The sequence below is a fragment of the Prolixibacter sp. NT017 genome (assembly GCF_009617875.1).
In the GTDB taxonomy this organism is placed as follows: domain Bacteria; phylum Bacteroidota; class Bacteroidia; order Bacteroidales; family Prolixibacteraceae; genus Prolixibacter.
Genome location: NZ_BLAV01000001.1, coordinates 2,481,371 through 2,495,555, shown reverse-complemented (window position 1 = coordinate 2,495,555; position 14,185 = coordinate 2,481,371). Strand labels below are relative to the sequence as shown.

General features: G+C 45.3%; 9 protein-coding genes. All 9 read left to right on the top strand.

From position 1 onward, the window contains the following. Positions 1–98: 98 nt before the first annotated feature. The 9 genes from GJU87_RS10235 to GJU87_RS10195 all read left to right on the top strand — a co-directional run bounded on the left by GJU87_RS10235 (position 99) and on the right by GJU87_RS10195 (position 13,813). Complete coding sequence (locus GJU87_RS10235) at positions 99–2,099, top strand: glycoside hydrolase family 97 protein (protein WP_153639436.1); 2,001 nt, start codon at positions 99–101, stop codon at positions 2,097–2,099. A gap of 317 nt (positions 2,100–2,416) precedes the next feature. Then, on the top strand, positions 2,417–3,760 hold the full coding sequence (locus tag GJU87_RS10230) for an alpha-L-fucosidase (RefSeq protein WP_153639435.1): 1,344 nt from the start codon (positions 2,417–2,419) through the stop codon (positions 3,758–3,760). An 85-nt stretch (positions 3,761–3,845) separates the two neighbouring features. After that, complete coding sequence (locus GJU87_RS10225; RefSeq protein ID WP_153639434.1) at positions 3,846–6,266, top strand: TIM-barrel domain-containing protein; 2,421 nt, start codon at positions 3,846–3,848, stop codon at positions 6,264–6,266. A gap of 32 nt (positions 6,267–6,298) precedes the next feature. Then, a complete protein-coding gene (locus GJU87_RS10220; protein ID WP_153639433.1) occupies positions 6,299–6,445 on the top strand; it encodes a hypothetical protein in 147 nt (48 codons plus the stop codon). Positions 6,446–6,459: 14 nt separating this feature from the next. After that, positions 6,460–6,735: an MBL fold metallo-hydrolase gene (locus GJU87_RS10215; protein ID WP_194831504.1), complete on the top strand. Its 276-nt coding sequence runs from the start codon at positions 6,460–6,462 to the stop codon at positions 6,733–6,735. A 233-nt stretch (positions 6,736–6,968) separates the two neighbouring features. After that, a complete protein-coding gene (locus GJU87_RS10210) occupies positions 6,969–9,416 on the top strand; it encodes a sugar-binding domain-containing protein (RefSeq protein ID WP_228491947.1) in 2,448 nt (815 codons plus the stop codon). A gap of 54 nt (positions 9,417–9,470) precedes the next feature. Then, on the top strand, positions 9,471–11,018 hold the full coding sequence (locus tag GJU87_RS10205) for an alpha-L-fucosidase (RefSeq protein WP_153639431.1): 1,548 nt from the start codon (positions 9,471–9,473) through the stop codon (positions 11,016–11,018). A gap of 57 nt (positions 11,019–11,075) precedes the next feature. After that, positions 11,076–12,872, top strand: a complete 1,797-nt coding sequence (locus GJU87_RS10200) for a glycoside hydrolase family 2 protein (RefSeq protein WP_228491946.1) — start codon at positions 11,076–11,078, stop codon at positions 12,870–12,872. A 2-nt stretch (positions 12,873–12,874) separates the two neighbouring features. Then, complete coding sequence (locus GJU87_RS10195; protein WP_194831503.1) at positions 12,875–13,813, top strand: alpha/beta hydrolase; 939 nt, start codon at positions 12,875–12,877, stop codon at positions 13,811–13,813. Positions 13,814–14,185: the final 372 nt, after the last annotated feature.

Below are 14,185 nucleotides of genomic sequence, written 5' to 3'. Positions count from 1 at the left end.
CAATATAAAGTTCCTAAGCTGATGAATTTAAATCTTCAATTTCAAAGCAAAAGATTCAAATAAGTTGCGCTTTTGAAATAAAATAACATGTATACACAATGAAAAAAGCAACCTATTCCCTTTCCCTTTTTTTGCTTGCAGTCCTTTTTATTGTCAACTGCAATGCTGCAACCAAACCGAAAGTCTACCAACTGGAATCACCTGACAGACAAATTGTTTTGTGCATACAGGCTGGTGCCGATTTGTCCTGGACATTGATAAATGCCGGCGATACGATATTGGCGCCGTCATTGATTTCGCTTCAATTGGCAGACGGAACGGCTTTGGGCCGAAATGTACAGGTAAAATCAGCCAAAAGGCTTTCAGTCAACGAAGAACTAAAAGCAATCAATTACCGGAAGGATAGCGTCACCGACAACTACAATCAGTTGACCATAACGTGTAAAGGCGATTTTGGTATCATTTTCAGGGCTTACAACGATGGGGTGGCCTATCGTTTTTATTCTTCAAAGAAAGGAGGCATCGTCATTGCCAACGAAGATGCGAACTTCAACTTTAAGGCAGATTATAAAGCCTGGGTGCCTTATGTTCGCGATTTGCGTGAAGGAGACCCATTTGAATCGGCATTCGAAGCGGTGTATGACCATATTCCTTTGTCAGATTTCAGGGCAGACTCGTTGGCGATTCTGCCTCTCTTGGTCGATTTAGGGAACCAGAATAAAGCCATGCTCATGGAAACCGATCTGGAGGATTATCCGGGGATGTATTACAAAATAAATGACCCTACAAAATTTGGCGTTCATGGTATTTTTCCAAAATATCCTTTGAAAGAACGGGTAGGTGGATTTGACAGCCTTGATTTTGTGGTCACTAAAAGAGCTGACTTTATCGCTAAAACGACAGCCCCTCGTGCCTTCCCGTGGAGAATCGTTTTCCTTAGCCATAACGATAAAGAGTTGGCGGACAATGATATGGTTCAACGGTTGGCTGCGCCGTCCCGCATTGCCGATGTTTCGTGGATTAAGCCCGGCAAAGTGGCGTGGGACTGGTGGAACGACTGGAACATTTCACATGTCGATTTCCGCGCAGGCATAAATACCCCGACCTACAAATATTACATTGACTTTGCTTCGGATTACGGAGTGGAATATGTGGTGCTTGACGAAGGCTGGTACAAAGGGCACGATGTGATGACCCCCTCGGATAAGATCGACCTGAAAGAAATTCTGGCCTATGCCAAAAACAAGCATGTGGATATTATCCTGTGGGCATCGTGGCACGACTTCGATAGGGTGAAAGAGCAAGCGTTTGCCAAATATTTGGTCATGGGCGTCAAAGGATTCAAGGTCGACTTTTTTGACCGCGACGATCAACTGGCGATGCACTCGTGCTACGAATTGGCCGAAATGGCGGCACATTACAAAATGATCCTTGATTATCATGGCATGAAACCTTCGGGCCTCCAATGCACATGGCCAAACGTGCTGAATTTCGAGGGCGTGAAGGGCATGGAAAACGTCAAATGGGCAACCGACAATGTTCCGCCTTATGATGTGACACTTCCGTTTATGCGCATGATGACCGGCCCGATGGATTACACACCCGGCGCCATGCGCAACGCAACAAAGGCAAATTTTCACCCATCGAACTCAATGCCAATGAGCCAGGGAACCCGCGTCCACCAACTAGCTATGTACGTGGTGTTCGAAGCGCCATTGCAAATGATGGCCGATAATCCGACAGCCTACCGGAAAGAATCGGAGTGTGCGCGGTTTATTGCCAAAACGCCGACTGTATTCGACCAAACGAAAATATTGGATGCCAAAGTATCAAAGTACATTGTAACAGCCCGTCGTAAAGGTGATGACTGGTATGTTGGAGCAATGACCAATTGGGACAGCCGTACGCTTAGCGTCGCCCTCTCTTTTTTACCTGAAGGCAAATACAAAGCCGAGATATTCTGCGACGGGGTGAATGCAGACCGCGATGCTACCGACTACAAACGTGAAATCAAAATCGTTTCCAACAAGGATAAAATTGAAATGAACCTGGCACCGGGTGGCGGATGGACGGCCAGGATTGAGAAAATTAAACCTTGAGAAACAGGTATGAACTGTTACTGATAAGTGTTTGAAAACCATCAGCAAATAATGGAATGACAATACGTTTATGAAAAGTAAAATTAATATTCGCAAAGTGGCAATTCTATTGGGCGAAGGCCAAAATTGAAGGCAATGAAGTTGTCGTCTATTCCGATGAAGTTGCCGAACCGGTAGAGGTGCGCTATGCCTGGGCGGATAATCCTGAATGCAACCTGGTGAATTCTGCAGGCTTGCCTGCGGTGCCTTTCAGAACGGATGACCGGAAAGGAATTATTCAAAAATAAAATGAAATTAAAATTTTTAAAATTAGGTTTATGAAAAAGCGTTTCATCATACTCACGTGGATGGTATTGATGGGCGTTGTTCCATCGTTCCGGGCAAATGCCCAGTATCAAATTCCTCAGAAGTTAAAGTGGTGGTACAATGACCGTTTTGGTATGTTCATCCACTTTGGTAGCTATTCGTATTTGGCGCATGGCGAATGGGCATTTAGTGTTGAACACTGGAAAAAGGCCGATTATCAGCAGCAAGTCTCGTCTCATTTTAATCCATCGAAGTTCGATGCCAATGAAATTGTTCAACTGGCAAAGGATGCGGGCATGAAGTACATTGTCATCACCGCTAAACACCATGAAGGTTTCAGCATGTGGGACACCAGAGTGAAAAGCTTTAAGGATGTAACGGGCAAAAAAATGTACAGCCTTCAGCGTTTTACACCTTTCGGGAAACGCGATGTGCTGATGGAGCTAAAAAAAGCCTGCGACGCCGCCGGCATCAAATGCTGTCTCTATTATTCCATCCTTGACTGGAGCCATTCTTCGCAGGAGATTAGCCATATCAATGGCTCGACTTACTCAACCATGAAGTCGGATTCGGCCCGGACGGCCTACATCCGGGATATGAAAGCGCAATTGAAGGAATTAATTGACCGCTATCATCCCGCCTCGCTTTGGTTTGATGGTGATTGGACGTACAATGCAGGCAAGCCAACCCTTGAAAAATGGTGGACGAAAGCGGACGGGATCGATCTGTATAATTACTTGGTGAAACTTGATCCGAACCTGGTGGTCAACGAACGGGTGTGCCGCAGTTTTGGCCTGGGGGATTATGAATGTCCGGAACAAAATGTACCCGACGCACCGTTGGATCGCCAGTGGGAAACTTGCCAAACGATGAACCACTCGTGGGGCTACAATAAAAACGACCATGACTACAAATCAACCAAAGCGTTGATCCAGGAATTGGTAAAAGTAGTTTCACGTGATGGAAATTACCTGCTCAATATCGGCCCCAAAGGAGATGGAACCGTTCCGGAACAAACCGCCGACAAGCTAAAAGCCATAGGAAAATGGATGGACATTTACGGTCAAAGCATATACGGCGCTACACGCAGCCCGTTTAAGACTGAACCCGAATGGGGTTTTTATACCAAAAAGAAAGGCAAATTATTCGCCCATGTATTTTCGTGGCCTCAGGATGGAATTCTTTTAGTTCCGGCACTTAAAAATTCCGTTACAAAAGTGTATTTGATGAATGATCCCGACAAAGCGCTTGATTATACAGTCGAAAACGGGAATATTCGGATTTCGTTGCCGGCAAAGGTTCCGAACAGCGACGATTCTGTGGTTGTTCTTGATGTTCCTACTGACAAGCAGTAAGAAAGCGATTTGCTGAGGTATTGGATCACTGTGAAATGGAGATTTAGGTGTTGTAAAATATTAAGAAATAAGTTCTAAGAACCACATGAAAAAACTGGCGACTAAAATTGCGTTGCTGTTCGCCCTTTTTGTGAGTACTGCAAATGCACAGTCATACAAAATGACGGATATCGGAGTGAAGGCTGAAATTGATGCCGTAAATATTGAAATTCAGTTTTATACTCCATCTATTGTAAGGGTTCTGAAATATCCACAAGGGAATGTTTGCACAAAGCAGAGCCTGTCGGTTATAAAAAAACTGGAGAAAGTTGCATTTCGTACAAAAAAAGTTGGAGATAATCTTGTTTTGACAAGCAAGTCGTTGAGCGTTTCGATTAATATGAATAGTGGTCAGGTTAGTTTTAATTCAGGAAACCAGCTGCCATTATTCAAAGAAAAAGCAGGTACGACATCATTTACCGTCATGAATGATGCGGGAGAAAAATCATACACCGTGTCTCAGTCCTTCGAACTGGAAAAGGATGAAGAAATCTACGGATTGGGCCAGCAGCAACAGGGGAAAATGTCGAAACGCAACGTAAGCCTTAAAATGGTACAGGGTAATCTCGATGATTATATCCCGTTTTTTCAGTCAGTGAAGGGCTATGGTTTGTTTTGGGACAACTATTCGCCCACTCAATTTGATGATAACAAGGAGGGGACGACTTTTAAGTCTGAAGTAGGAGATTGCATCGATTACTATTTTATGAACGGGGGTAACGCCGATGGTGTGATTGCTTGCATGCGCGACCTTACCGGTCAGGCACCCATGTTTCCGTTGTGGACATACGGATTCTGGCAAAGCCGCGAGCGTTATAAAACCCAGGATGAGTTAGTTGATGTCGTGAAAAAATACAGGGAACTCAATGTGCCTTTGGATGGAATTATCCAGGACTGGCGATACTGGGGGAACAATTATTTATGGAATGCCATGGAGTTTCTTAATCCGGGATTTCAGGATCCTCAAAAAATGGTAGATGATGTTCACGCGCTTAACGCTCACATGATTATTTCAATTTGGAGTTCATTTGGGCCAATGACAAAGCAATTCCGTGAGTTAGAGAAAATGAATGCCTTGTTCAATTTTAAAACATGGCCTGAATCCGGATCCGAAAAATTCCCTGTTAATAAGGATTATCCTTCCGGCGTTAAGGTTTATGATGCTTACAATCCTAAAGCACGCGATTTATACTGGAAATACTTGAATAATGGTATCTTCAAATTGGGCATGGATGGTTGGTGGATGGATTCGACAGAACCCGATCATTTGGATGAGAAATCAACTGATTTTGATAATAAAACCTATTTGGGTAGCTTTCGGAAAGTGCGGAATGCTTATCCGTTAATGACCGTTGGAGGAGTTTATCAACATCAGCGCGAGGTAACTTCCGATAAACGTGTTTTTATACTTACCCGTTCTGCTTTTGCAGGTCAGCAACGCTATGGTGCAAATACCTGGTCGGGCGACGTTACTGCATCGTGGGAAACGTTGAAAAATCAGATCTCTGCGGGCCTTAATTTTTCACTTTCAGCCATACCCAACTGGAACTCGGATATTGGTGGCTTCTTTCTGCAAAAATTCAAAAATCCACTCGAAAACCCCGATTACAGGGAGTTACAAGTCCGTTGGATGGAGTTCGGGGCTTTTTGCCCGATGATGCGTTCGCACGGCGAGGGATACCCGCGAGAGATCTACCAGTTTGGTAAAAAAGGCAACCCTACTTACGACGCGATTGAAAAATATATCAACTTAAGATATAGCTTATTACCATACATTTATTCGACATCGTGGCAGGTTACAGCCAATCAGTCCAGTATGATGCGCGCGCTGGTAATGGATTTTGCCGCCGACAAACAGGCAATAAATCTCAATGATGAATTTATGTTTGGTAAATCGTTGTTGGTAAGCCCTGTAACTAAACCTATGTATTGGAAAAATGTAGCAAAGGGAAACGATTCGGTTAAAGTGGAGGATTTTAGTTCGGTAAAAACAAAAGAAGTTTACTTGCCGAAAGGAACAGACTGGTACGACTTCTGGACAGGCGAAAAAGTAAACGGCGGTCAAACCATCCAAAAAGAAACCCCGCTGGATATTATTCCGCTCTATGTAAAAGCTGGTTCAATATTACTGGTAGGGCCAAAAGTGCAATACGCTACCGAAAAGAAATGGAACAGTCTTGAAATCCGCATTTATGAGGGAGCAAACGGTGAATTCACACTCTACGAAGATGAAAATGACAATTATAACTATGAAAAAGGGATTTATTCAACCATTCTCTTTTCATGGAACGATAAACAAAAATCGCTTACAATACATAAACGAAATGGTAAATTCCCGGGTATGCTTGAAAGTAGGTCGTTCAATATTGTCATCGTTAGTCCTGCTCAGGGGCATGGTGGAGAATTATCGACGACCCCGGATAAGCTGGTTACATATGACGGAAATAAAGTTGTTGTGAATTTTTGAGATAAAAAATGGAATGAAACTTAGAAACTTGATTGGAATTAAGAGTTTACCTAATGGATGATCCGGACAAAGCACTTGATTATTCCGTTGAAGACGGGGAAATACAGATTTCGTTACCTGCGAATGCCCCTGACGGTGACGATTCCGTGGTTGTGCTTGATGTTGTCGGAGTGCTCTAAGCTGCTGTTTTTTAGTGAGAAAACAGATGTGCGAACTCACACCCGAAATAAATAAAAGTACCACACAAACCATTGATGGGGTGACCGCGAATGCTCTCGGGTTAAAACAGATGTCGTATATAGGGGATGGTGTTGATATTGAGAAGCATATGAAAAATATAGGGTTTTACATCAATATGGATGGTGCCCGGATTTTTCATTCGGGCGATATAAAAATGGATAATTTCGAAGATTACATGGCCCAAAGCGGGAAGTGGAAAGATCCGGTAGATGTGGCATTTCTTTACTAAGAGCCGTTAAATGAAGGGAAAGCAGATTTGGATTATCTGAAAAAGACCTTAAATCTGAAGTATATTGTTGTCATGCATGTCCTGCGCTCCCTGTACCAGGAATGGTCGGAAAAAGTCAATCCGTTGAAGTCATTTGATTCAAATATTCTGCCATTCCGGAACTCGTTTGATTCGAAGCTGCTGGTCATAAATCAAAAACATCCCTCTTACACTTATTCAAACCAATAAATACAATGAACCTGACAGACACACAAAAAAATTACCGTTATTATAAGAAAGGAATCCCGGCAGCATTGCTGCTCATGATCGTTTGTATGTTGAGCTGTACACAACAGTCGGTCAACATTGAGCGAAAGCAATTATTTGATTCCAACTGGAAGTTCTTTTTAGGCGATACCGCCGCTGCCAGTTCCCTGGATTTTAACGATGGAAGCTGGCGCACGCTGGATCTCCCGCACGATTGGAGCATCGAAGGGAAAATAAACCATTCGAATCCGACCGGGATGGCCGGTGGATATTTTCCGGCGGGCATTGGCTGGTACCGGAAATCCTTCAACGTTCCCAATGCATGGAAAAGCCGGAAAATTTCCATTGAATTCGGCGGTGTTTACATGAATGCCGAAGTCTTCATTAACGGTAAATCGCTGGGCGTTCATCCCTACGGTTACACATCATTCAGCTACGACCTTTCGTCGTATCTGGATTTTGGTAAAAAGAATATCGTCGCGGTGCGGGTGGATAACTCACAACAGGTCAACAGCCGGTGGTATAGTGGTTCGGGCATCTACCGCCATGTGTGGTTGAGGATTACCAATCCGGTGCATGTGGCTCAATGGGGAGTTGCTGTTACCACTCCCGAAGTGTCGGCGGATAATGCAACCGTTCAACTAGAAACAGTTGTCCGAAACGAAACCGGTTCGCCGCAGCATGTCAGTATAAAAACCGACTTGTTGGCTGAAAATTCGAAAGGTGTTGCCGATGATGAAGCCGAGGTGGAATTACCTGCCAACAGCGAGAAAAAAATCACCCGGTCGATTCAGGTTTCAAATCCGATGCTCTGGACGCCGGAAACGCCCAATCTGTATACAGCTAAAATTCAGGTTTTAAAAGAAGGTCAAACCATTGACGAGACCAAAACCACCTTTGGCATTCGCTCCATCAAATTCACGCCTGAAAACGGGTTTCAACTGAATGGCAAAACCGTCAAACTTGACGGTGGCTGTATCCATCACGATAACGGCTGTTTGGGGGCTGCCGCTTTCGACCGCACCGAGGAACGCAAAGTAGAGTTGCTGAAAGAAGCAGGCTATAATGCCGTTCGAACTTCCCATAATCCTCCCTCCGAGGCTTTTTTGGATGCCTGCGACCGGCTGGGGCTACTGGTGATGGACGAATCGTTTGATTGCTGGACCGTTGGTAAAAACAAATACGATTATGCCCGATATTTCGACAAATGGTGGCAGCGCGATTTGGATGCCATGGTTTTGCGCGACCGGAACCACCCATCGGTGATCATGTGGAGCATCGGTAATGAGATTCCAGAACGAAAAGAACCGCAGGCTGTTGAAACGGCAAAGATGCTGGCTGGCGAAATAAGAAAATTGGACTCGACCCGCCCCATCACCTCGGCTATTGTAGGCTGGGGAAACGATTGGGATGCTTTCGACCCATTGATGGCGGCACACGATGTTGCGGGGTACAATTATCATTTAAGCAGCGCGCCTGATGATCACCAGCGGGTGCCCTCCCGCATCATTGTTCAAACGGAATCATATCCCAGGGATGCTTTTGCAAATTGGCAGTTGGTGAAAAACAACGACTACGTTATTGGCGATTTTGTCTGGACAGCGATGGATTATTTGGGTGAATCGAGTATCGGACGTTGGTATTACCCGAACGATCCTCCGGGCGAACATTGGGAGGGCGACTTTTTTCCCTGGCATGGCGCCTATTGTGGCGACATCGACCTGACCGGATGGCGGAAACCCATTTCACACTACCGCAACATCTTGTGGAACGATACTGAAAAGCTCTACATGGCCGTTCGCGAACCCAATCCGGATAATGGCGAGATCAAACTGACCTGGTGGTCGGTATGGCCAACCTGGGAAAGCTGGACCTGGCCGGGCCACGAAGGAAAGGACATTCAGGTAGAAGTGTATTCCAAATACCCCAAAGTCCGGTTATTCCTCAACGGGAAACTCGTTGGCGAGCAGCCGACAACAGAAAAGGAGGAGTACAAAGCGACGTTCACTTTACCTTATTCACCCGGTACATTAAAGGCTGTTGGGGTTGAAAATGATCAGGAAGTTGAATCGACTACGCTGCAAACAGCCGGTGAAGCTGCAAAAATGAAACTAACGGCTGACCGGAAAGAAATTCGTGCAGATGGACAGGACTTGTCATACATTACGATTGAAGTTACCGATAAGGATGGGATTATTCAGCCAAACGCCGACAACCGCTTGCAGTTTAGCATTGAAGGCCCGGGTGTCATTGCGGGTGTATGCAATGGCGACATGAAAGACACGGATTCGTATGTTGGCGATTCCCGGAAATGCTGGAAGGGGAGGGCGCTGGTTGTCGTGAAGAGTACTCGTGCAGCCGGAGATATCAAACTTACGGTGTCATCGCCCGGGCTAACAGCTACCAGCGTCAAGCTGACCAGCACAATTTATTAATACAGAGCCGATTTTTCACGAACGTCTATCGATTGTAAGAAGGATAACGAAAAAATGAATACACTTAAAAAGACTTTGAAAATAGCAAGTTTACTGCTTGCTGCTTGCACGTTGAGCCAGTGCAGTCCGAAACAAACGGAACACATCAAGAATGTTTATGAACCAACCTGGGAATCGCTGGCTAAACACAATTCCGAGCCGGAATGGTTCAAGGATGCCAAACTTGGAATCTATTTCCACTGGGGCGTTTACTCCGTGCCTGCGTACAGTTCAGAATGGTACCCCGCATGGATGTATTATACCAACCTTAAAGAAGGACAATGGGGTGCTGATGTTCACGATTACCACGTTAAAACTTATGGGGCCGACTTCAATTATCATGATTTTATACCGATGTTCAAGGCTGAACATTTTGATGCTGCACGGTGGGCTGACCTGTTTCAAAAAGCAGGGGCCAAATTTGCCGGACTTGTTGCGGAACATCATGATGGTTTTGCGATGTGGGACAGTGAAATCAATCCGTGGAATGCCGCTGCTATGGGGCCTAAAAGGGATATCACCGGGGAGCTTTTGTCGGAGCTGAAAAAGCGCGGTATGAAAACCATCACGACCTTCCACCATGCCCGGAATTTGCAACGGTATGCCAACGATAGTAACCATTGGGCCAATAGTGGCAATGTTGGTTGGAACAGTCATTACGCCTACGATCCGAATGGGATTACCAGCACCAAAGATGAAAAACTGAAATACCTGTACGGGAACATACCGGCCGATGAGTTTTACGACCGTTGGCTGGGGCAAGTGGACGAGGTTGTCGATAAATATGCGCCGGACATGATTTGGTTTGATTCGTGGCTGGATATGATCCCGGAAAAATACCGGAAGGAAATGGTGGCCCACGATTTTAATACAGCGGTGAGCCGGGGACAGGAGCCTATCGTTTTTCATAAGCAGGAAGACTTGCCGAACAGTGTTTCCCTGGTTGACATTGAACAAGGCGGGAAAACCAATATTCCCAAAAAGTACTGGCTGACGGATATCACCATTAGCGACGGTAGCTGGTGCTACACCAAAGGCTTGAAGTACAAGAAGGCCGATTTGATCATCCGCAATATGATTGACGTATGGAGCAAAAAGGGAGTGGTGCTGTTAAATGTGTCCCCGATGGCAAACGGCATCATTCCGCAAGAACAGCAAGACGTTTTAATGACCATTGGAAAATGGATTAACAAACACGAAGAAGCCGTCTATAATACACGAGTCCACTCGATTTTTGGCTATGGAATTGCTGAATTTGAGAAAGGACATTTCGGGGGGCAATCAGCTACGATGAAATACACCAAGGATGATGTCCGGTTCACCAAATCGAAAGACGGAAATACCTTGTACGTTTATTTATTGGGCTTGCCCGACCCGAATACCGAAATCGGATTGGAACATGTATTTGAAACGAACCCAAACCAGGAGATCAAACGTGTTAGCGTGGTTGGAAGTGGCGTTGAGCTGAAATGGTCGGTTACCGGAAATCAGTTAATGGTTACAACGCCTGGTGCAGACGATATGGATGAAATTGCAACCGTTATTAAAGTTGAATTTATTTAATATCACCCGATTACTTGTCTGAACTATCGGGCAAGTCGTCCGGCAAACATCTTTTATATGAAAAAATACTTAAAAACAGGAATCAGGGAACGGATATTAATTCTTTTGGTTTTAACCCTTCTAGTGGGCAGCATAAATGCCCAGACTGCCATGATTAATGTTCAGGCAAGAAACACAGCAAGTTTAGACGGAAAGTGGACGGTGATACTTGACCCTGCCGGGGCTGGTGACTACAGGCAAGTTTGGCAGGAAAAGAAGCCACAAAAGAAGACGGACTTCGTGGAGTATTCGTTTGAAGGCGGCCCCGAACTGAACGTGCCGGGTGACTTTAATTCCCAACGATGCGACTTGACATATACAGAAGGGACGGTTTGGTACAAAAAGGAGTTCCGTTATTCAGTTCCGGAAGAGAAAAGACTTTTCCTTTATTTTGGGGCGGTTAATTACCGGGCAGACGTATATTTGAACGGTAAAAAAATCGGCAGCCACGAAGGTGGATTTACCCCATTTCAATTCGAAATCACAAAAAAAGTAAGAAACGGTGCTAATACAGTAATCGTCAAGGCCAATAATAATCGGGTAGGGAACGGTTTGCCGGGCTATGGCTACGACTGGTTCAACTATGGCGGAATCACACGCGATGTCGATTTGATTGAAACCAACAACACCTACATCGATGACTATTCCATTCAGTTGAAAAAAGGCAGCCTCAAAGAAGTGCTTGGCTGGGTTCATCTGGATGGAACGCAGGCCGGGCAAGCTGTTGAAGTAAAAATTCCGGAACTTAAGGTCGATTATAAAACCAGGTCGGACGAAAACGGGCTGGCAAAAGTTGAGTTTACGGCCGATTTTCAACTCTGGTCGCCTGAAAATCCGAAACTTTATCAGGTAATTATCAAAAGTGAAACAGATTCCGTTGCGGATCAAATTGGTTTTAGGAGTATTGAAGTTCAGGGGGGCAAAGTGTTGTTGAACAAGAAGCCGATTTTTCTGAAAGCGGTCAATATTCATGAAGAAAATCCCTACAAAGCAGCAAGGGCCTATTCGGAGGGCGATGCTGAAATACTGCTCAACGCAGCCAAAGAACTGGGATGCAACCTGGTTCGGCTGGCCCACTACCCGCATGCTGAAAACGAGGTGAAGAAAGCTGAAAAAATGGGTTTGATGGTGTGGGATGAAATCCCGGTGTATCAGCATATCGAATTTGCCGATAGCGTGGTTCCTCAAAAAATGGAAACCATGATGAAAGAAATGGTTCGCAGGGATAAAAACCGTTGTGGCGTTGTCATCTGGAGCCTTTCCAACGAAACCTATCCCGGAACGCCCAACCGCAATGAAGCCCTGATTGAACTCACCCAAAAATGCAGGGCGATAGATTCCACCCGGTTAATTGTCCACGTGATAAATACCCAAGGCTACAGCAACAACACCTTTAACGTATGGGATCCGCTTTATAACTACTCCGACCTAATTGCTCTCAATGAATATATTGGCTGGTACATACCCTGGCAAGGAAAGCCATCGGATACCAAATGGAAGATAGCATGGCCCGATAAGCCGGTGTTTATCTCGGAGTTTGGCGGTGGCGCTTTGTATGGAAGCGATGGCCCGGCAGACGAAGCGGGGCAATGGAGCGAAGACTACCAAAAGCAAATTTACATCGACCAGACAACGATGTTCAAAACGGTTCCTAACCTTTGTGGCGTGTGTCCCTGGATTCTGTTTGATTATAGGTCGCTGGGCCGTATGAACCAGCTTTATCAGAATGGATACAACCGGAAAGGACTGATCTCAGAACACGGAGAAAAGAAGAAGGCCTGGTACATTATGAATGAATATTATAAAAGAAAATGAACATGTTACATTTGAAAAAATTAGTGGTGGCATTGATTTGCGTAATTGCCACAACCGGCAGTTTGTCGGCGCAAATTCAGGTAATTGACATTTGGAACGGGAAAGTTCCCGGAGCCATTCAAAGTGACGAATTCAAGCAGAACGTTGATACAACCGAAGGTTGGATCGATAAGCATGACATTACCACTCCCGACCTCTACTGTTATCCTGCCCCTAAGGAAAAGGCAACGGGTACGGCAGTCATCATTTGCCCGGGCGGTGGCTATGCAGGGCTTGCGATCCGGCACGAAGGTTTGTTGGTAGCCCAATGGTTCAACAGTTTTGGGGTAGCCGCTTTTGTATTGACGTACCGTCAGCCTGATGATGCCATCATGGAAAACAAATCAATCGGCCCCATGCAGGACGGGCAACGAGCTATGCGCATTGTCAGGCGCCATGCCAAAGAATGGGGCATCAATCCGGACAAAATCGGAATCATGGGTTTTTCTGCAGGCGGACATGTCGCATCCACCGTTTCAACCCATTATAATGAAAAGGTGTATGATGCCGAAGATTCAACCAGCGCCCGGCCCGATTTCTCCCTACTGATCTATCCGGTCATCTCCATGGATTCAAGTATTACCCATATGGGTAGCCGCGTGAATTTGCTCGGCCACAATCCTACACCGGAACAGGTGAAGCATTTTTCAAACGAGCTGCAGGTCAATGCGCAAACGCCGCCGGCATTTTTGGTGCAGTCGATGGATGACAATGTCGTTCCTGTGCGGAACAGCATCGTTTATGCGCTGGCCTTGAATAAGTACAAGATCCCCTGTGAACTCCACCTGTACGAATCGGGCGGACATGGATATGGTATGGCTCCCGGGGGAAGCACTCAATCTACGTGGCCCGAAGCCTGCCGGAAATGGATGGAGGCGAGAGGCTTTTTAAACAGGAAATAGTCAGGTTTCATCCTTCTTTTCTTTATTGAGTGAGAGTTAAAATCAGTTTGACCCGACGCCGAAGACAGGTTACTCAATATATCATACTCATTCTTAGTTATTCATTGGTGTTTTGCACGAGAATTCCGGAAAGCGGGTTGGATAAGAAAAGATCATGACACCGGTCAAAGGGTCACTTTGACGAGTCCCGATTCCCATCGGGATTCGTTTTTTTTGTCAAGTTCCCGGAAGATTATCATCTTCCAACAAAAGCAAGGAAACAATTATACGGTAGGCTCAGGCTTTATTACTTGTTAACATAGTAATTGTTTCTTAAGAGCCAAAAGGGCAAGAAAGAGTAATAGTCATTTTCCGATGTTCGTGTCAAACCAT